This window comes from Chitinophaga terrae (ex Kim and Jung 2007) (assembly GCF_900107795.1).
Lineage (GTDB): Bacteria > Bacteroidota > Bacteroidia > Chitinophagales > Chitinophagaceae > Chitinophaga > Chitinophaga terrae.
Window position 1 is genome coordinate 51,487 of sequence record NZ_FNRL01000008.1, and the last position, 20,275, is coordinate 71,761.

The 20,275-nt window shown below is 45.3% G+C and carries 14 protein-coding genes; 10 read left to right on the forward strand and 4 right to left on the reverse strand.

The genetic code is table 11. The features are described 5' to 3' along the window. The first annotated feature begins 5 nt into the window (after positions 1-5). From BLV62_RS10415 to BLV62_RS10435, 5 genes are read left to right on the forward strand one after another with little or no spacing between them, the layout of a single operon-like run. Positions 6-1,052, forward strand: coding sequence for a DUF5007 domain-containing protein (locus BLV62_RS10415; RefSeq protein ID WP_089761360.1), 1,047 nt, complete (start codon positions 6-8; stop codon positions 1,050-1,052). Positions 1,053-1,089: 37 nt separating this feature from the next. Continuing rightward, complete coding sequence (locus BLV62_RS10420) at positions 1,090-4,320, forward strand: SusC/RagA family TonB-linked outer membrane protein (protein ID WP_089761362.1); 3,231 nt, start codon at positions 1,090-1,092, stop codon at positions 4,318-4,320. A 21-nt stretch (positions 4,321-4,341) separates the two neighbouring features. Beyond that, the gene (locus BLV62_RS10425) at positions 4,342-5,826 is read left to right on the forward strand and encodes a RagB/SusD family nutrient uptake outer membrane protein (protein ID WP_089761363.1); all 1,485 of its coding nucleotides are present in this window, start codon (positions 4,342-4,344) and stop codon (positions 5,824-5,826) included. 17 nt (positions 5,827-5,843) lie between these two features. Continuing rightward, positions 5,844-6,539, forward strand: coding sequence for a fasciclin domain-containing protein (locus tag BLV62_RS10430; RefSeq protein ID WP_168927797.1), 696 nt, complete (start codon positions 5,844-5,846; stop codon positions 6,537-6,539). 20 nt (positions 6,540-6,559) lie between these two features. Continuing rightward, positions 6,560-8,182, forward strand: a complete 1,623-nt coding sequence (locus BLV62_RS10435; RefSeq protein ID WP_089761367.1) for an IPT/TIG domain-containing protein — start codon at positions 6,560-6,562, stop codon at positions 8,180-8,182. 72 nt (positions 8,183-8,254) lie between these two features. Here BLV62_RS10435 and BLV62_RS10440 read toward each other — a convergent pair whose 3' ends face one another. Then, positions 8,255-9,265, reverse strand: a complete 1,011-nt coding sequence (locus BLV62_RS10440; RefSeq protein WP_089761369.1) for a LacI family DNA-binding transcriptional regulator — start codon at positions 9,263-9,265, stop codon at positions 8,255-8,257. A 125-nt stretch (positions 9,266-9,390) separates the two neighbouring features. Between BLV62_RS10440 and BLV62_RS10445 the strand changes: the two genes are divergently transcribed. Both BLV62_RS10445 and BLV62_RS10450 read left to right on the forward strand, forming a co-directional pair. After that, on the forward strand, positions 9,391-10,260 hold the full coding sequence (locus BLV62_RS10445; RefSeq protein WP_089761371.1) for an inositol oxygenase family protein: 870 nt from the start codon (positions 9,391-9,393) through the stop codon (positions 10,258-10,260). Positions 10,261-10,358: 98 nt separating this feature from the next. After that, positions 10,359-12,050, forward strand: a complete 1,692-nt coding sequence (locus BLV62_RS10450; protein WP_089761372.1) for a sodium:solute symporter family transporter — start codon at positions 10,359-10,361, stop codon at positions 12,048-12,050. 552 nt (positions 12,051-12,602) lie between these two features. Here the strand turns inward: BLV62_RS10450 and BLV62_RS10455 are convergent. The 3 genes from BLV62_RS10455 to BLV62_RS10465 form a co-directional block, all read right to left on the reverse strand. Continuing rightward, entirely contained in the window at positions 12,603-12,926 is a 324-nt protein-coding gene (locus tag BLV62_RS10455; RefSeq protein WP_089761374.1) for a hypothetical protein, read from the reverse strand. Further along, positions 12,923-13,507, reverse strand: a complete 585-nt coding sequence (locus tag BLV62_RS10460; RefSeq protein WP_089761376.1) for an RNA polymerase sigma factor — start codon at positions 13,505-13,507, stop codon at positions 12,923-12,925. Before BLV62_RS10460 ends, BLV62_RS10455 begins: the two co-directional genes overlap by 4 nt. A 147-nt stretch (positions 13,508-13,654) precedes the next feature. Continuing rightward, positions 13,655-15,226 carry an IS1182 family transposase gene (locus BLV62_RS10465; protein ID WP_089761378.1) on the reverse strand — a complete coding sequence of 524 codons (1,572 nt, stop codon included), beginning with the start codon at positions 15,224-15,226 and terminating at the stop codon, positions 13,655-13,657. A gap of 151 nt (positions 15,227-15,377) precedes the next feature. Here BLV62_RS10465 and BLV62_RS10470 point away from each other — a divergent pair, with 151 nt between their 5' ends. The 3 genes from BLV62_RS10470 (at position 15,378) to BLV62_RS10480 (ending at position 20,165) form a co-directional block, all read left to right on the forward strand. Then, entirely contained in the window at positions 15,378-15,716 is a 339-nt protein-coding gene (locus BLV62_RS10470; RefSeq protein ID WP_089761380.1) for a hypothetical protein, read from the forward strand. A 5-nt stretch (positions 15,717-15,721) separates the two neighbouring features. Continuing rightward, entirely contained in the window at positions 15,722-17,344 is a 1,623-nt protein-coding gene (locus BLV62_RS10475) for a serine hydrolase (protein ID WP_089761382.1), read from the forward strand. Positions 17,345-17,471: 127 nt separating this feature from the next. Then, the gene (locus BLV62_RS10480) at positions 17,472-20,165 is read left to right on the forward strand and encodes a GH116 family glycosyl-hydrolase (protein WP_089761383.1); all 2,694 of its coding nucleotides are present in this window, start codon (positions 17,472-17,474) and stop codon (positions 20,163-20,165) included. Positions 20,166-20,275 lie beyond the last annotated feature (110 nt).

Sequence of the window (20,275 nt, forward strand, 5' to 3'; positions counted from 1 at the left end):
TAGCAATGAACAAGAAAGTATACAGCATATTGATGATCGGTGCCATTTCTGTATTGGCCAGCAGTTGCTATAAAAAATGGTTACCTGGAGAGAAGCCTTATTTCAGTAATAACTGTAATTTCAGCCAGGACCAGTATACAGTGTACCCGGACCGTACGAATGTCTTCTATGGCATTTTCAATTCCGATTATTCGACCCAGCCAATGGAGATATCTCTTACCAATATGACCCATTCGGATGGTACACCGGCTCCGGAATTAACAGGACAGGTAGATGTATTGCAATGGAAGGATTATTATTCAGGAACAGAAAAGTCGGTGGACGAGATCCAGGCAAAACGCTTCTCTGTAAAACGGCCCTCATTTGATATCAGGTCAACTTCCGGAGATATCATTTTCTGGCCTTCAGATACTACCAATATCAAGCCTGGAACATATATTTTTGATGTAATAGCCAAAAATGCTGCTGGACAGAAGACCTTCCAGAAATTTAAATTAAACGTTAAACGTCCAAGGCCGTATGAACCATGGTATTTCAATGACGATACCGGGGAGCGGAATACCGAAAACATAGATGGGCAGACCGTGCCGGCATACCAGCATCCATCCCTTTCAGGTGTAAAGGATCAGCAGAACATTGACATCAAGAATACAGATGTCCGGATCTATTACGTCTGGAAACAATCTCCTACCAATACCTTTTCAATAAAGATCTACGACAAGGACTCATTGCCGATAAGCTTCAGCAGGTTTAATGCTACAAAATGGGATAGTATCAGATACTACAGTCAGTCAGCTAACCTGAATGTACAATTCGGGTTTAATCGCCGCTTTTCTGAGGATAGCACGGTGGTGACTTACGACAGGACCAACCCATACCCGGTGTTGGCAGATATGCAGGGCGAACGTGCGGAAATTTCCCTGACGTATGAACGCCGTTATTCCGGTTCACGCACCTTTGGAGGAATACGCTTTTCATTTGCCTTGTTCAAACAGGGGGGCTGGGATATTATAGTCAAGTTTAGCAAGAATCCACGGTTCGAAAACGATTAACCGTAACTGATTTCACAAACATTAAAAATTTCGTGCCATGAACAAACGGTACATACATATACTGTTATCCCTGTTTCTTGTGATGATAGGAATCAGCCAGCCGGTTATAGCCCAACAGGCAATAACTTTCAAAGGTAGGGTTGTGGATGCGGCAACGAAGGAAGGGATTCCGGGAGTTACAATAGTAGATACAAAAAACAATAAAGGGTTGGGTGTAACAGACGCCAATGGTAGGTTTTCATTCACCACTGCGGCGGATAAATCTGTGCAGTTCAGGTATATCGGCTACCGGGTGGAAACGGTAAAGCTGAATCCTAATAACATAACATTAAACGTTACGATGGACGCAGAGAACAAGTCGTTGAAAGAAGCCATCGTAGTAGGTTACCAGAAACGTACTAAGGAAACAGTATCCGGCTCTGTAGCAGTGATCGACGGTAAAGCGTTGCAGGATGCGCCTGTAGGAAATATCCAGGAGTTGCTCCAGGGTAAAGTTGCCGGTATGAACATCCAGAATAACACTGGTGCTCCGGGATTCCGCGGTACGCTTTCCATCAGGGGTATTTCCCAGTTGGCAGTTAGCGGAAAAGGCGACCAGGCTTATCTTGCCACCAATAACCCGCTGCTGGTAATTGATAACGTACCGGTGGATTTTGATGGCGGTATTTCCCAATCCATGTTGCAACCAGGTGCGGCTACTGGTCCGCTGGCCCTGATCCCGCCGGAAGACGTACAATCTATCGAGGTTATGAAAGACGCCCAGGCTACCGCATTATATGGTTCCAGGGGCGCCAATGGCGTTATCGTGGTAACAACTAAAAGAGGTAATTCACCAACGCCGATCATCGACCTGAACAGCAGCATCTTTATGAATACTCCTCCACCTCTACATAAGACGATCGGGGGAAGTGCAGAACGTGACTTCCGTATCAGGACGATTTATGCTGCGGCAAAAGACCTCCAGGACGCCCGTTCAATCCTGAACAATACGCAGATGCTGACAGACAGCCTGAACTCTTTCTATAATAACTCTACCAACTGGCAGGCGTTGTTTTATCAGACCACTATCAACTCCAATAACAACCTCCAGGTTAGCGGTGGTGACCCTAAGCTGAACTATAAGGCAAACTTCGCTTACCAGATGAACCAGGGTATTATTAAGAATACTGGTTTCAATAAATACAGCCTGAATACACAGTTGAATATGCAGCCAACGAAGAAACTGCGTATAGGCGCTCAATTGTTCAGCGCCCTTGGACAAAAACAACGCGGTAACGGCGGAGGCTTAACTGGTAATGGCGCAGGAAGTTCCTTTACCTCTTCATTATTACCGGGTCCGTCTACTTTTATCGGTAATCCGCAGTTGGATGGTTATCAAAATAATATTGATGATAACAACACCCTTAACATCCGTGCATTTATAGATATGGATTACGAGTTCCTGCCTAGCTTCAGACTCGTTTCCACTACTTCATACGACTATTATACTGATACCCGCGACCGTTTCAACATGGCATTCACCAACAACAACCAGACCCAGTTGTATGGTTTTGTTGGAAGACACGATGAGTTGAATACCCGTAACGGCGTGAACTATACTTATAATTCAAACAAGAAGGATATCGAGAAAGGACACAATATTTACGCCAGTGTATTTAGTGAGATCAATATTAAAACCGATAACCAGCACGTCAGGGATGTCCGTAACGGACCAAGTGATTTCTACTGGGGTCCGAGAGGGTATTCACCACGTTTCTATCCCGGTAACGTATGGAATGATGCAAATGGTATCAATGTAAATGGTACCCCTGTATCTTATGTTTACCATGCTGCCAGCTGGGCGGGTTTCCTTTCCTATAACTTCAGAACCAAGTATGTACTTGATCTTGCGTACCGTTTGGATGGTAACTCCGCTGCCGGTGTAAATAATCCTTATACGCAAAACCCTTCAGTAGGTTTCCGCTGGAACTTCAACAAAGAGAACCTGATGAGCCGCTGGTCGTGGCTGGAATATGGAGCCGCACGTTTGACCTATGGTTATAACAGCCGCCCGAGCGCCACTATCCTGAATTCACTGGGTATTTACCAGATAGGAGACAAACCTTATAACAATGGATTGCCTATCATTCCAAACTTCGACATGGTAGCCAACCCTGATATGCAGCCGGAAAAATCTTCACAGGTGAACTTCGGTCTGGATCTGGGTTTGTTCAAAGGACGTATTAGCATCATCTACGATACTTACTATAAACATACCTTCAACCTGGTACGTGATCAACTGCTTTCCAGCACAACCGGCTTTAATAAAATGCAGGTGAATGGAGGAGCGATGGTGAACTACGGACATGAGTTGTCTATCACTACCCGCCCTATCGTCAGCTCAAATCCGAAAGGATTCAACTGGACATTCAGCATTAACGGCGCGCTCAATAAAGGCATACTGACTGAGTTACCTGGCGGTTCACAATTCTTCCTGAACATTGATGATGTAACTTACCAGTCTGTTGCTCTGAAAGTGGGAAGAAACCCATTGAGCAACTTCCTGTATGATACAAAAGGTGTTTACGCCAAAACTTCAGATGTACCTGTTGACCCTATCAGGGGTGTACGCTATAAAGCATTTTCCGGTACAGGAACACAGTTTTTCCAGGCAGGCGACCCGATCTGGGCTGACCTGAACGGTGACTATGCGTTGGGAGCGGCAGACTACATTATTACAGGTAACCCTGATCCGTTGGTGACCGGTGGTTTGAACACTACGCTCAGCTACCAGAATTTCTCCCTCAATGTCAACGCATCTTACCTGGTGAAGCGCGATATCTTAAACAATGCCCTCGCTGCACGTATCGATCGCTTAAGGTATGCTGATCAGACATCCGTTAATGGAAATCCTATTAACATATACGATTACACGACACTTGACTACTGGAAAGGAGTTGGTTATACATCCAAATACCCCGCGTTGGTTGGTTCTTTTGTGCACGACGCCGCTGTTGTACCTAACAGGCTGGATCAAACCGTGTTTATGGAAGACGGATCTTATTTCAAGATCAACCAGATCACGCTTGCGTACCAGTTCAGGGACTTTAATTTCATGAAGAAATTAAAACTCCGTTTCTTAAGAGCATACTTTACTGCATATAACGTAGCCATGTTCTCACCTTATTCTGGTCCAAACCCGGAAACTGTTACAACATTGGGAAGGGATGATATTAATGGCTATCCAAATAACAGGAGTTATACAATTGGTATTGGCGCTCAATTTTAATGATGTTTAAAATTATTACCCATGAAAAAATGGTATATAATAGGTTTATTGATCTGTGTGGGAATCGGTTTTAGTGGCTGTAAGAAGTTCTTGCAGGTAAAACCGCTGAATGTACTTTCAGGAAACGATTTTTGGAAAACCAGGGGAGACGTTGAAAAAGCGATGACCGGGGCCTACGGTATCCTGCTCGACCGTTTTAAATCCGGTGTAATGTATAACACCGGTGATTTCAGAGCTGGAAACTGGAACTGGTTCGATAAGAACAATCTAAGGGCCATTGGTACCAACAAGCTGTTGGAAACAGGTAACGGCGATAACGCCGATATTCCGCAGGACTGGCGCCCATTTTACCAGTCAATCGCTGCAGCTAACCTGATCATCGACCGTGTACCAGGGGTGCCGGACGCTGAATTTTCACAGACGCTGCGGAAGCAATATATAGCAGAAGCTAAATTCCTCCGTGGATTTATTTATTACTATATGTGCCGGTTATATGGAGATGTTCCCCTGCAACTGGATCCCTACGATATCACCATGCACAAACGGGAAGCGATGCTGACTGTACTGGATGTTATTGCAAAAGATGTAGAGCCCATTATCAATGATCTGCCGCTGAACTACGAAGACCCTTCCAACAGGGCGGTGAGAGCAACCCAGGGCGGAGCGTTGGCGCTGCTGGCTCATATCCACATGTGGGCTGCAGGTTTTGATAAAGCCAATGAAAAAGCGCATTATATGGCATGCGATAAGCTGATCAAGGACCTGATGGACCTGAACCAGTATAAACTCCTGCCTTATGAAAAAGAAACCTTCAAATCCATTTTTAAAGGACGTTCAGAAGAAGGGATCTTCGAACTGTCTATGGACAACAACTATGGCGATCAGAAATCGCATTCCCTTATCTGCCAGTGGACGCTCCATGAACCATACCTGAAAAGTTATGTAGATGGCGGTCTGGGTTCTGAGATCACCCCAATGAGGAAACATATGGAAAGGATGTTTCCAAGGGGAGAAGATGATAAACGGCTCACATTATGGTTCGAAGACCCATATTCTGAAAACGCCCTGGCCCGTTTCCCTATGTTCCTGAAGTTTTCTGCGGTTACCAACCACGATGAACGCGACTTTGACGCCAACTATATTTTCTTCCGGTATGCAGATGTGCTGCTGCTGAGAGCAGAAGCGCTTTCCTACCTGGGAACAAATAATGCGGAAGCAATCAGGTTGCTGAACATGGTTCGTGCAAGGGCTGGCGCAAGATCTTACACCGGCGGAGGAGGACAACCTTTGCAGAATGCCGTATTCTTTGAAAGAGAAAAAGAAATGATGGGAGAAGGACACCTGTGGTACGACCTGGTAAGAACCCGGAGAGTGTTTGATGCTAACATCACTGAAAATCCGCTGACAGAAGAACAGTTTAACAGGGGAGCATGGACCTATCCTATTTCCCAGTCTTCTGTTGCATCCAATCCATTACTTACCAGAAACCAATATTGGATCCAATAACTGTAAAAAAAATTACTATGAGAAAGTTGTTGCCTTTTATTGGCATGTTGTTGATCGCAGGAACACTCTTTACTTCATGTAAAAAGGAATACTATAAAGATGGAGGACTTGCTAATCCGAAGTATAACGGAACCATGTTCCAGTTCCTGCAGAATAACAAGGATCTTTTTGATACGATCACCTATATTATCGAAAAAGCCGGTCTGAAAGATACGATAGAGAAAGGGGATGTAACTTTTTTCTGTCCTACAGATCAGAGCGTGGTGGACGCCATGAATATGTTGAATCAATCCCGCTATTACAATTACGAGGACAGCATACAATTGGCAGATGTGCCGGCCTCAGTATGGAAAACATTCCTGGAAAGATATATCCTGGAAGGAAAACACCTTGCCAAGCAGTTTGCACGGATAGATCCAAATAATATCTATGCCTATCCTGGTATCAACTATGTTACGGTAGGTGGATATATCCTTAATATCGGGTTGATATATGACAACTATGGTGGCGTGGAAGCTGTGGGTGCACGTACAATCAGGGTTACCGATATAGGATTTGATCCGACGAACTTCCTGAACAATCCGTCTTCTATGGTAATGACCTCAGATATCCAGCCGACGAATGGGGTGCTGCATGTCTTGAAATTCCGGACAACCTTCGGGTTTAGAGGTGATTTTGTCAGAGTGGTTCAACAGGCGTTATTAAATGAATAACTTCAATTAACGAGCTAAGTATGAAAAAATATATATTCTCAGTTGCAGTTCTGGCAGGTATGATAAGCGCCTGTACGAAGGATGCATACAAGCCGTCCGGAGCTAATCCCTATGCTGAACAGGTACAACCTGCCATCACGCTTAAAAAGAATGGAATTAACCCGGTTGCCGGTAATGTAGGGGATGTTGTTGAAATCGGGGGGCGGAATTTTTTAAAGAATAAAGATAAACTCAGCTTTTTATTCAATAACGTAAAAGCGGAAATTGTTGAGCTGACCGATACAACGGCCAAAATAAAAGTACCGTCTTTTGCCGCAACAGGAAACGTTACTGCGCAGGTAGGACAGGAATATTACTACGGCCCTTTCTTTAGGGTAAAGGGAGTGTTTGAGATGGATTCTACCTTCCCTGGTAATTCTCTAGCCGCTAATGGGCCCATTTACGACATTATACCACTGGGAGGCGACAAATACCTGGCAGTAGGAGATTTTGACCGTTATGGCTCGACTGACAATAACCAGAAGGGGATGAAGCGGGTGGTGAGAATTAACAAAGATGGTAAATGGGATGAAAGCTTTGCTAATGGAATGGAGAACGGTAGTAATAGTGCTGTGTATGGCGCTTATGCCCTGAAAAACACGCCCTACTACCTGGTAGCCGGCGGCTTTAGCAGTTATGGAGGCGTAGGCTATTGCAACGGTATTGCCGCTGTTTATAATTCTACAGGTGGCGTAGTATCAGATAAAGTGATTAATGCAGTAACAAAAACCGAGTATAACACTTCCATTTTTAAAGGAGGCGTATCCGGCGCCGTTACCAATATCCTTGTGAAAGAAGGCAGCGATCTCGCCAGTAGCAGGATCATATTAACAGGCGGCTTCGATTTCTATGTGCAACCAAACTTTCAGCTGATCAACTACGAGGGAAGAGATTCTATACATCTGGATTCTATCCGGGTGAACCAGATTATTCAATTGAAAGGAGATGGGTCTATCGATAGCACATTCAACTATGACCTGGTAAACCATAGGGGGAAAACAGGACCAAATGGATATATTGGCAGCGCAAAACTGCTCCCGGATGGCAAGATCCTGATAGCAGGCTCTTTTACCAAGTATAATGACCAGGCAGTTAGCAAAATAGCCAGGTTAAATCCTGACGGCTCCCTTGACCCGACCTTTAATCCAGGTAGTGGCCCCGATCTCAATATCAATAGTCTTACCCTGCAACCCGACGGTAAAATCATAGCCGTAGGAGGATTCAATACATTTGCAGGGGTTAAAGCGCCTCATATTGTACGATTAAATCCTGATGGAAGCGTTGATGCCACATTTAACGTGGGAACCGGAACAGATGAGTATCTCGTACGCGCAGACCTGATGCCGGGCGGAGAGATCATTGTATCCGGGTTCTTTTCAAGGTTCAACGGGTATTATCGTAATAACGTGATGGTACTGAATCCGAATGGCAGCATACATCCGACCTATAACTCCAATGGCGCCCTTTCGTTATATACAGGTAACAGTACCCCTATAACGAAGATAATACCGGTAGAAGGGGAGAAAGCCCTCTTTGTAGTGGGCGGTTTCACCAACTACGACTTCCGCCCGGTTCAACGCCTGGTGAAGATCAAATATCAATAGTTTGAAAAGCAGCAATAAACAAAAAGGTGATGGCCGTAATGGTCATCACCTTTTTTCATTATATAAAAGTTCTTAAACAGCTGTCGATTGCCTGATCACTAACTGGCTGGGTATTTCTACCTGCTGGTGTGCCAAAGGAAAGTGATTGTTTTTCAGTGATCTGAACAACAGTGTGGCCGCGGTTTTTCCCATTTCAAATGCCGGTTGGGCTACAGTTGTCAGCGAGGGTTGCAGGAAACGGGCAGTCGATAAATTGGAGAATCCCACTACTTTCAGTTCGTCCGGCATCCGGATACCCAGGGTTTCGCAGGCTTCATAAACAGAAGTAGCCAGCTTCTCAGTAGTGGCAATGATCCCGTCGAAGCGGTGTTGCCGGAGAGTTTCACATACTTTTTTATAGTTGCCGACTGTGTCGTTCGTATAGTAGGTGACGGCATTCGGAGACAGTGGGAGGCCTGCTTCCTTCAACGCTTTTTCGTACCCGCTGATCCGCTGGCGGATGATAGACAGCTGTTGGGAGGCGGCCAGCAGCCCGATGTTCCTGCATCCGCGTTCTATGAGATGCCGGGTAGCTATAAAGGCGGCTTCCTTATCGTTCGTTGTAACCCTGGCAGTGGGCAATTCTTCACAAACCCTGTCGAAAAACACGATGGGCAGTTCTTTGGATAAATGGGCAAGCCCGTGTTCTGAGGCCGCAGTCTCCATAGTAACAGAGATCAATATGCCATCTACCCTGCCGCTCTGGAAATCGTTCAGGATCGCCTGTTCCTGCTGGCTGTTCTCATGTGTCAGGTAGATCAGTACATGATAGCCTTTTTCTTTGGCTACCGCCTCAATACCATTGATAGCTTCCGCAAAAAAGCTATCAGCTACTTCCGGTATCACTACAGCAATTGTTTTGCTGGATTTCTTCCTTAAACTACTGGCATACGGATTAGGTACATAGTTCAGTTCCTTAGCAAGTTCCTGCACTCTCTTCCTCGTTTCTTCGCTGATCTCATGGCTGTTGTTTAACGCTTTGGAAATGGTAGCCGTGGATAATTGCAGTTTTTCCGCCAACATTCTGATAGTAACATTCTCCATAGTTACTTAATCGGTTAAGTAAATAAAGTTATTCTTTTATATGGAAGTTTTTTGAAAAGGTTGCAAATTAGAAGTAAATCTTTGATTTATCTCTGATTTCCACGAACTAATAAAACTTTTACGCCATGGATAAACCCAATGCAACTCCGCTAACGTCGTTGGACCAATGGGAAGATGACTTGCTACAGCGTTATCCAGATCCCGCGAGTATCAATGCGCAGAAATCAAAAGAAGAATTCCGCAATTATGATGCACCGCCAAGAGATACCGTCCGCGAATTCTATCGACTGAACCATACTTACCAATGTTATGCATTTGTGAGAGAGAAAGAAAAAGAATTCCTTTCTTTCAATAAAAAAGAAATGTCGGTTTGGGAAGCTTTCGATTTCCTTAATCAATTGGTCGATGATTCCGACCCTGATACCGACCTGGACCAGTTCCAGCATCTCCTGCAAACTTCAGAGGCGATCAGGGCCGACGGGCATCCCGACTGGATGGTACTGACAGGCTTATTCCATGACATGGGAAAGGTGCTTTGCCTGTTCGGAGAGCCACAATGGGCAGTAGTAGGTGATACCTTCCCTGTAGGCTGCGCATTTTCAGACAAGATTGTGTATGCCGAGTACTTCAAAAACAACCCGGACATCAACAACCCTGATTATAATACAAAATATGGCGTTTATGAACCGAACTGCGGTTTGCGCAACGTGCATATGAGCTGGGGACATGATGAATATATTTACCAGATAATGAAGCCATACCTGCCGGAACCGGCGCTTTACATGCTTCGTTATCACTCCTTCTACCCTCAACATAGAGAACATGCATATACTCACCTCATGGATGATCATGATGTGGAAATGTTTAAATGGGTTGACTTGTTTAACCCTTACGATCTTTACTCTAAAAGTCCGACACCTCCGGACTGGAAGGTTTTAAGACCTTACTACGAGGACCTGGTAGCGAAATATCTGCCTTCTACATTAAAATTCTGACGGGGAACAATGTAATACAAAGACCTTCCTGATAAGTACTGCATCAGCACTTGTCGAGAAGGTCTTTACTTCCTTTGGCTGTTCCGATAATTCCACTTATGAAACATCAACTTGTTTTTAAAGACTTCCTCGTCTTTGCATTATACTTTATTATCGTTGCCGGTTATGGTTATTGGATCTACAGGAAGAAACAGAAGGGGGCGACCAGCGAATCAAAAAATTTCTTTCTTGCAGAGGGTTCTCTCACCTGGTGGGCAATAGGCGCCTCGATCATCGCTTCAAATATTTCTGCTGAACAGTTTATAGGGATGAGCGGGGATGGCTTTTTTGTGGGCATGGCAGTGAGCGTGTATGAGTGGTTAGGCGCTGCGGCGCTGATCATTGTGGCGGTTTTTCTCATGCCTGTATATATCCGTAACAAGATCTATACAATGCCCCAGTTCCTTAAAATGCGCTATAACGAAACGGTAGCGCTGATAATGTCCGTATTCTGGTTGTTTTTATATGTGTTTGTTAACCTAACTTCTATTCTTTACCTGGGCGCCTTGGCTATTAACGGATTGCTCGGAGGCGCCTATTTTCATGAGGTGATGATCGCACTGGCCATCTTTGCCGTGATCATTACCCTCGGCGGAATGAAGGTAATAGGATATACAGATGTGATCCAGGTAGGGGTGCTGATCATAGGCGGGTTGGCTACCACCTGCATGGCATTGACAGTGGTAAGTGAAAAATTTGGTTTCGGGAAAGATATTGTGGCAGGATTTAACATCCTGATGAAAGAAGCCCCGGATCATTTCCATATGATGCTGAAAAAGCCGGAGGCGGGCGCCTCACAGGAGTATATCAATAAATACCTGATCCTGCCGGGATTTGGAATGTACATCGCCGGGCAGTGGATCAGCAACCTGAATTACTGGGGTTGCAACCAGTATATCACGCAACGTGCATTGGGGGCCGATCTGCCAACTGCCAGAACGGGTATCCTCTTTGCCGGCTTACTGAAAATACTGATGCCTGTTATCGTAATGCTGCCGGGTATCGTGGCTTATGTCCTTTACCAGCACGGGCATTTGCCGCAGCTGGAAGGAGGGCATAAAGACGGCGCTTATGCAGCGATCCTTACCCTGTTGCCGGCCGGATTAAAAGGGTTGGCCATTGCGGCGCTTACTGCTGCCATCGTCGCTTCGCTGGCCGGTAAATCCAACAGTATATCCACCATCTTCACATTGGATATCTATAAAAAATACCTCCATACGAAAGCCGATGAAAAACAACTGGTCTGGGTAGGACGACTTACCATTGTTGCAGCAATTGTTATAGGAGTACTTTTTACATGGAACGACCTGCTCGATATTGGCGGGGCAGGCGGGTACACATTTGTGCAAAAATATTCCAGCTTTATCAGCCCTGGCGTTTTTGCCACTTTCATCCTGGGGATGTTCTGGAAACGCACCAGCGGCGCCGCGGCGGTTGCAGGCATTATAGTTGGCTTTGCAGCTTCGGTTTTCTTTAACCAGGCAGCTGTTAAACTGATGGGGCCTGAAACCATCCTTTACAGTGCATTCCCTAATGCGCACGGAGAATATGAAATACCATTCTTTATAAGCCTTGGTTGGTCTTTCCTGACCACCGTCATTGTAATGGTGGCAATTAGCCTGGCCGGTCCGAGGGTCAGTCCAAAAGCTTTTGTGCTGGACCGGGGCATGTTCAGGCTTTCGCCTTCCTCAGTTATACTCATTGCCGCAATCGTGCTATTGCTTTCGGCATTGTACGTTAAATTCTGGTAATTGCCGGATGTGGTAGAAAGATTTTGATTGAAGCGGATGTTAATAAGTAGGTTTCCCGGCTTATTAACATCCGCTTTTGGTTCCAGGTGATTTTGGTGCGAAAAAAAGAGCTGCGGTAAGCAGCTCTGATTTCTGGGGCCAATTATACCTTTAGGTATATGACAACAGGATGTTAATAAATAACGAAGATTCCCTTTGCAAAGGAACGCTGCGGCGATAATTGAAAAAATAGCTATTTATGGGTATTTTCTAAAGGGTCAGGAAATCGATATTATAAACCCACTGCCGATGCCGGCAATTAACAGCAGCAATAGCTGAACGATATTATGTTGGTAGGGATCAGGAAGGTAGTAATTGGTACTGCGATGGGTTATGTAGAGGCTAAAGCCAATAAGGCCATGGAGGAAGGCGTAGCATAACGGAATATATAACAATAATTGTACTGGCATATTACAAGGTATTCGGGTAAATGAATTGATGTAACAGGCCTTTGGGTCTGTAGTTAAAGATAGCCAGGATGGCTGCAATAGGATGTCAGGTGAGCAGATATTCTTAGGTGTTAACCAATGCCTCGTTAATGTTCCGTTTAAGCAGTTTGGTGCAGAACCAGCCAGCAAGCAGGATGCTTGTACAAAACAGCAATAATGTAATAAAGACAACCAGGTTGAGTTGCGTTGCGCCCAGTACGCACAGCACGATGATATTGAGAGCAACCAATGCAAAAACGGTAAAAGTGCCCAAGGTTAACCTGGGAGCTTTTTTAGCGGCAGGAGGGCAGCTGTTGACCACCGTGGTTGCCAGTTTTTCTGCAAACAGGGGGGATGGCGATATCACGCCGTTCTCCTTCAATATATTTTTAAACTGGTCATTCCTCATAATAATTCACTGATTTCCTTGTTAAGCATGGTTTTTAATGCCTGTTCCAGTTGTTTCCTGCTGCGTAACAATCGCATCTTAACAGCCGATCTTTTGTGCCCTGTGATCTCGCATATTTCAGCGATGCTCTTCTCTGCAATATAATGTAATTGCACCAGGAGCTTATCTGTGGCCTGCAACTGGTTCAGGGCCTGTTGTACATATTTTTCCCTTTCACTTTTCTGAATGCTGTCCCATGCCTGGGTATTATCCGCAATCTCGTACAATGTGTCGTTGAGAGATTCTTTCCTCTGTTCCCTGCCTATTGCCTGCAGCTTATTAAGGGCAGTACGATAAACGATCTTATAGAGCCAGGTCGAAAACCTGGAAGATTGTTTAAAACCGGATAACGCGTTGAATGCTTTCAGAAAAGCATCCTGCACTATTTCTTCCGCTTCTTCATGATTCCCAACAACACCAAAGGCAATGGTATAGGCGAAAGAAGAATAGTGAGATACGAGCTGTTTAATGGAGCGTTGATCGCCCTGCCTGGCTTTAGCGAGCCATTCATCTTCCTGCCTGTATGCTTTTTTAAATATCATTCAGAATATGGGGCTGACCAAAAAGTCCAACAATGGCTTTTAGGTCGGCCCAATTTTTTGTATCGATTTTTTGATTAATCTGAGAAATAAATAAGAGTAAGGAGCCTCAAAGTTGTAAAATAAACCATTGCAGGGTCAAATCTGTGTTTAAGTGGCCGATTGGACGTTTTTGATGTGTATTTTCCGCAAATTATGGGCAAGGGCTATCAAGCCAAATTCAGCCTTTACTTTTTGTTTGCCTCGTAAATGGAATCGTCTAAATCCCTGATTTTTTTTGATGTCACCGAAACAGGTCTCTACTTCTATACTCCGTTTTCGCTTCAAGACATTCCCTTCATCACTTTTTAGATTATTACGAGCTTGTTGTTTATAGTGGTCAAGAGCTTGATTGACTTTTATTGTGCGATTAGATGCTGATGTACCTTTGCAATCTTTAATAAAAGGACAGCCCTGGCAGTTCTCACATTCATATAACCGATTAAAGCTTATATACCCATTTTTACTACGATCTGTTTTGACATAGCGAAAACGAAGTACTTTGTTATAAGGACAGATGTAGATATCGTCGGCTTCATGATAGATGAAGTTCTCTTTACGGAAGGGATTTTCAACATATTTACGGCTTTGTTCTTTATGGTAAAGAGGAAATTTTACATATGCGGCAATCTCTTTATCCTCCATTAACTCATAGTTTTCCTGCGTACCAAATATGCTATCTGCTATGATTGCAGCAGGCTGGTGACCTCCATGCTGTTCAAATTGATGAAGATGATCTTTAAAACAGGCTCCATCATTATTTTTCTGATGCACGCTATAGCCTGTAATAAACTGATCTTCGCTACCAATAAGTACATTATAGCCTGGCAGGACTTCACCATTCTTCATTTTCATTGCTGTGGCATCCTCGTCTGTTACACTATAACCACTACGGCTCTCACTAATCTGTTGCTGACGTTCATATTTATCTATTTGATTCTGGTGCAAGCAAAGCTTTTTCTTTAATGTGGCTGCCTTGCGCTTTAGGCGTTTAGATGTGGTGGCTTCTATCACTTTTTCCAGCTTATTGGTTTGTGCTGAGATTTGTGCTTTGGTAACAGGCTGTTTATCTGCTCCCAATTCTTCAAGATCCTTGTTCCCATACTGGAGTTGCTCAGTCTCATTTAGTTGATCGATCTGTTTAAACAGCTCCCTGCATTTTTGTTCTGTAGCCGCCTGATACCGTTTTGCGTTCTTCTTCCAGACCATTTTATGCCTGTTAGCATCAGCTTCAAATGTAGATCCATCACAGAAATAATGCTCAAATCTGATATATCCCTGTGTCAACAGAAAATCCAGCATCTCCTTGAATAGCTCTTCGATGGTATCCTTGAGTATACCACTACGAAAATTGTTAATAGTGCGAAAGTCCGGGCGATTATAGGCTGCCAGCCACATGAATGTAACATCTTGCCGTAGAGCCTTGGCTATGCGACGACCCGTATATATTTTAACGGCATACGCATACAACAACACTTTTATCATCATACATGGATGATAGGCACTAGTACCTCCTCCCTGATAACTCTCAATGATCCTGCTAAGATCCATCTTCTCAACTACATCATTTATAATACGTACAAGATGATGTTTATCAATAAGTTCGCCCAGATCAGGAGGCAGCAAAAGATTTTGTGTGGGAATGTATTGTTTGAATACCTGTTTAGTAGTAGCTTTGGCCATAGTATTTTTAATGTGGTAATTAAAAATACTAATCGGCCCCTTTTCTGCAAAGAAAAGGGCCGACCTTTTTTAAGATCAGCCCTAATTTCTTCAAGCCAACCTTTTTGGTCAGCCCCATCAATATACTCACAAATAATTAAATCAATAAACAATGCAAATAACTTCTGCTGCCGTACTGATCGCCGTTGCGCTTACAGTATTTAGTATCTGTTATTACTATTTTAGTACAAGGCATAAAGAGAGGATGATGATATTAGAGAAAGGATTGCCCGCCGACTTTTTCAGCAGGCATTTCACTATCCTTCCGTTCCTCCTTTTATTAGGTATAGTATGTATTGGGGTGGCCCTGGGAATTATTGGAGGCAGCCTGTTCTGTTATTGGTTCCCTGAGGTGGGAACTGCTTTGATATTCCTCCCTTCCATTGCAGCATTTACAGGCGCCAGCCTCATTATCGCTTACCTGGTATTTCAAAAGAAAGTCAAACCATAACAATTATGCCCCGCTATACATTATCATTCCTTTTACTCATAATAATTAGCGCTGTTTCTGCGCAGTCTTACGACCAGGTAATGCGGGCGCGTTTCCATCCCGGCGCTCCCGGCGCCGTTGCACTCGTCGCAAAAAACGGGAAGATTATCTTTCAGAAAGCCTACGGAGTAGCGAATATGGAATTGGGAGTGAATATAAAACCGGATTCGCGGTTCCGGATAGGATCTCTCACCAAGCAGTTCACCGCCTGCGCTATCCTTAAACTGGCAGAGGAGGGGAAATTATCCCTTGATGACCGCCTGACCAAGTATTTTAAGGATTTTCCGGCCGCTTACGACAGCATTACCATACTGCATTTGCTAACCCATACATCCGGTATAAGCCTGAGCAGGGGATATTGGAATGCGGAGCTCCGGAAGAAAGATTTCACTCCAAGGGAACTGGTAGATGTTTTCAGGAACGACACACTGGATTTTAAACCAGGTACCCGTTTTATTTACAATAACAATAATTACGTGCTACTCGGCTACCTCATAGAACAGATCAGCGGTCAGTCTTACGCCCGCTACATGGATAGCGTGTTTTTTAAGCCGCTGGGCATGCACCACACCAGCATAGAAACCGCCGCAGCTATCATCCCCAACAAAGTGGCCGGGTACCGGTATGGGATATACGACAAGTTTGAAAACGCCCCTTACCTGAGTATGACGCAGCCTTATGCAGCCGGTTCCATTGTGTCTACAGCCGGTGACCTTTTTACCTGGATAACGGCTTTAATGCAGTATAAGGTTATCAGCGCCGCCAGCCTGGAGAAGGCTGTTTCTTCCCATCGACTTGCAGATGGTTCGCTTACCAACTATGGGTTTGGGTGGGCAACAGGCAGTATCCGGGGAAATAAAAGCATCAGGCATGATGGACTGATAAACGGTTTCAGCGCTTTTATGACATGGCTTCCCAAACAAGCCGTTTGCGTTATCGTACTAACCAATTGTGAATATTATAACCCCGAAGATGCAGGAACAAGGCTGGCTGCTATAGCGCTTGGCAAGCCTTACCCGGAGATCCCCCTTAAAATGCAGCCGGAGAGCCTGCAAAGCTACCAGGCAGTTTACGAATCCGGGAGTTATGGTAAAAGGATAGTTCAGTTGTTAGACAGCACGCTGTATATTTATTCCAAAGGCGGAAGCAAAGAGCAACTTTTTCCATATGCAAAAGATAAATTCTTTCTCAGGAACAGTCTCGAAACTTTTTCCTTCATACATGATCCTTCCGGTAAAATAATCGCGTTGCAGGCAGAAGGACCGGAAAAGACAATCGAATATTCCAGGAGCCCGGAAGTTGTACCTGCCGTTAAAACTATCCGGCTATCAGCAGCAGAGTTGGACCGGTACCTGGGTTGGTACCAGTTTTCGCCCGACTTCAGTCTGCAGATCTTTAGGGAGGGAAACCAGTTATACGGAAAAGGGGAAGGCCCGAGGCAAATAAAGCAGCTTATACTTCCTTTGGGAAATAACAGGTTTGCAGCGAAGTTCCTTGATGCTGAACTTTGGTTTAAGGAAGATGAAAAAGGGAAGATAACCGGTGTAACAAAGGTGCAGAATGGCGAATCTATGGCAGTAAAGCGATAGATATCTTCAACATACCTGGTGATATTTTCACTAATCCTGCTGGTAATTTGACGCTGGTAGAATAAAATAAAGGAATTCCATAACTTGAGGTGCTATCCGCGTTATTACAATAACGAAAAGTGAACAGATGAAAAGAAGACAGTTCCTGCGTCAATCCGGCCTGGCGGCCGCCGGCATGCTAACATTGCAGCTCCCGCGTTTAGGGTTCGGCAAACAACCTTATCATGGCGTCATCAATCCTGAACATAATATCCCAGCCAATAAATCAATAGACCCGGCATGGGTGCGGTCCCTTTATGAAAGAGGAAAACCAACTACCTATACCAGGCAACAGAATGAACTTAAATACATAGGCATGCCTGCCGGGGGCTTACACGCCGGTACCGTATACCTGGGAGGGGATGGAAGGCTGTGGCTTTGGAGCATCTATAACGATGAGAGGGAAGGAGTTGATCCAAAATCCGTTTGGTGGCATGATGGCAACTCGGAAAGGGAGATCCGGAACAGGGATGGGGCCAGTTACCTGGAACCTGCAATAGCCGCTAATAAACGGGTACTGGAACAGGGTTTTGCTATCCTGGTTAAGCAGGGGAACCAAACCTGGTTAAAAGAATTGAGGGAAGAAGACTGGGAGCAGGTAACGTTTGAAGCCACTTATCCTACTGCTACTATCAGGTTCCGTGATCCGCGTATGCCCGTTGAAGTGACTATGCGCGCCGGCGGGATATTTATTCCCCTGGATGCCGATAACAGCGCTTTGCCGGCAACTGTGTTTGATATCAGTACACGGAATATAACCGCGCAGCCGCTGGAACTAAGTATTTGCGGCTGGCTGGAAAACGGCGCCCGTAAGCTCACCGGAAAACCGTCTGAAGGCTTCAAACGCAACACTGGCATGGCGACTGAATCAGGCATTCTCTCGTCTTTTCAATACGCCGCTGCAGGTAAGGGTAACTATCCCGACGACGGCACTACCTGCATTGCCTGCATCAGCGATAATGTACGGCTTAATACCAATGCAGACGTATGGCCGGTTAGGGAAGGAGTATTTGCTGCCGGCCAATCAACGGCCGATAAACCAGCTGATGAAAAGCTGGTAGCAGCTGTCAGTACCGCACCTTCAACAGTCCAGGGCGGAAAGGAAGTACAGGTACAGTATGTACTAAGCTGGCATTTCAACCATCCGCTTAAAAAAGTTGCTAAGATAAAAGATGCAGAAGAAGGATATTACTACGGCAGCAGGTTTCAGCATGCAGGTGAAGTAGCGATCTACATACGCCGGCATTTCAGGGAACTCTGGGGTGCAACGCTGCAATGGCGGGAAACGTTTTACAACTCCACTTTGCCCTACTGGTTCCTGGAAAGGACTTTCCTGAATATCGGTTCTCTTGCTACCGCCAATACCTATCGCTTTAAATCCGGGCGCTTCTGGGGTTGGGAAGGCGTGAACACCTGCGAAGGCACCTGTACCCACGTTTGGCAATATGCCCAGGCGGCTGGTAGGATCTTTCCATCGCTGGAGCGGGATACCCGCCAGCGTACCGACCTTGGCATCGCTATGGAACAGAACGGGGGAATTATTTTCAGGGCGGAATACGAGAACAGGCCGGCTATAGACGGCCAGGCCGGCGCCATTTTGCGCATCTACCGCGAACACTTAATGAGCGGCGATAATAATTTTTTAACCGCCAACTGGCCCCGGATAAAACAGGCAGTGTTATTCATGCTGGCGCAGGATAAGAATAACGACGGCATGACGGATACGCCAATGGAAAACACCCTGGATGCGGTATGGGAAGGTGAAATTGCATGGATCGTAGGACTTTGCATTGCCGCGGCAAAAGCGGCACAACTGATGGCCGAAGAAATGAACGACAGCGCATTTGCCGGCAAGTGCAGGGAATATGTTGAAAAGGGCGGGGCCAATATGTCTGCACACCTGTTCAACGGCGAATATTTCATTCATCGTCCCGACCCGGTGCAGGGCCGCCGGAAACTGGGCAGTTACAATACCTGCCATATCGACCAGGTGTATGGCCAGAGCTGGGCCTGGCAGGTTGGCCTCGGAAGATTGTGGAATAAAGAACAGACCCTTTCAGCACTCCGCGCACTGTGGAAATATAATTTCACAACAGATGTAGGGCCTTATATCAGGACGCATCATGGCGGCAGGCCTTATGCCCTGGAAGGCGAAGCCGGCATGATCATGAACACCAACCCTCATAACGAAGCTAAACCCTACGGCGAGGATGTGACCTGGCAGTTGGGATATTTCCACGAGTGCATGTCGGGGTTCGAGCACCAGGTAGCCAGCCATATGATGGCGGAAGGAATGACAGACGAAGCGCTGATCCTTACCCGGGCCATACACGACCGGTACCACGGAGCCAAACGAAACCCATTCAACGAAATTGAATGCAGCGATCACTATGCCCGCGCAATGGCCAGCTATGGGACGTTTATTACCGCCTGCGGTTATGAATACCATGGCCCTAAAGGAGAAATGAAATTCAAACCGGCATTCGGCGCCCGCGATTTTCGTGCGCCATTCACCTCGGCAGAGGGCTGGGGCACGTTTTCACAACATCTCACGAAAGAAAGATCCACACATAGCATTACAGTAAAATACGGATCGTTAAAACTTAATAAGCTTACCCTGGATGTAAGAGGAACAGGAGCATTGAAGAAGAATAAGGTTAGGATAGGAAATAAAACGCTGGATGTTTCCTGGAAACAGCAGGAAGACCAGTTGCATATATCTTTCCCCGCTACTATCCGGGTGGCTGCCAACGAAACGCTGACCATCGAATCAACAACCTGATCTTAAAACCTTTTATCTAAACTATTGTCCGGTTTTGTGTTGCCGCCTCTGTGATTTAGTTTATAAATTTGCGCTGTCAATCTGTTCAGTAGTAATGAAGTAACGGAATT

What these genes read in the sequence shown, in the direction of transcription:
- BLV62_RS10415 (WP_089761360.1), top strand. Translation starts at nt 6, where the DNA reads ATGAACAAGAAAGTATACAGCATATTGATGATCGGTGCCATTTCTGTA.
- BLV62_RS10420 (WP_089761362.1), top strand. Translation starts at nt 1,090, where the DNA reads ATGAACAAACGGTACATACATATACTGTTATCCCTGTTTCTTGTGATG.
- BLV62_RS10425 (WP_089761363.1), top strand. Translation starts at nt 4,342, where the DNA reads ATGAAAAAATGGTATATAATAGGTTTATTGATCTGTGTGGGAATCGGT.
- BLV62_RS10430 (WP_168927797.1), top strand. Translation starts at nt 5,844, where the DNA reads ATGAGAAAGTTGTTGCCTTTTATTGGCATGTTGTTGATCGCAGGAACA.
- BLV62_RS10435 (WP_089761367.1), top strand. Translation starts at nt 6,560, where the DNA reads ATGAAAAAATATATATTCTCAGTTGCAGTTCTGGCAGGTATGATAAGC.
- BLV62_RS10440 (WP_089761369.1), bottom strand. Translation starts at nt 9,265, where the DNA reads ATGGAGAATGTTACTATCAGAATGTTGGCGGAAAAACTGCAATTATCC.
- BLV62_RS10445 (WP_089761371.1), top strand. Translation starts at nt 9,391, where the DNA reads ATGGATAAACCCAATGCAACTCCGCTAACGTCGTTGGACCAATGGGAA.
- BLV62_RS10450 (WP_089761372.1), top strand. Translation starts at nt 10,359, where the DNA reads ATGAAACATCAACTTGTTTTTAAAGACTTCCTCGTCTTTGCATTATAC.
- BLV62_RS10455 (WP_089761374.1), bottom strand. Translation starts at nt 12,926, where the DNA reads ATGAGGAATGACCAGTTTAAAAATATATTGAAGGAGAACGGCGTGATA.
- BLV62_RS10460 (WP_089761376.1), bottom strand. Translation starts at nt 13,507, where the DNA reads ATGATATTTAAAAAAGCATACAGGCAGGAAGATGAATGGCTCGCTAAA.
- BLV62_RS10465 (WP_089761378.1), bottom strand. Translation starts at nt 15,226, where the DNA reads ATGGCCAAAGCTACTACTAAACAGGTATTCAAACAATACATTCCCACA.
- BLV62_RS10470 (WP_089761380.1), top strand. Translation starts at nt 15,378, where the DNA reads ATGCAAATAACTTCTGCTGCCGTACTGATCGCCGTTGCGCTTACAGTA.
- BLV62_RS10475 (WP_089761382.1), top strand. Translation starts at nt 15,722, where the DNA reads ATGCCCCGCTATACATTATCATTCCTTTTACTCATAATAATTAGCGCT.
- BLV62_RS10480 (WP_089761383.1), top strand. Translation starts at nt 17,472, where the DNA reads ATGAAAAGAAGACAGTTCCTGCGTCAATCCGGCCTGGCGGCCGCCGGC.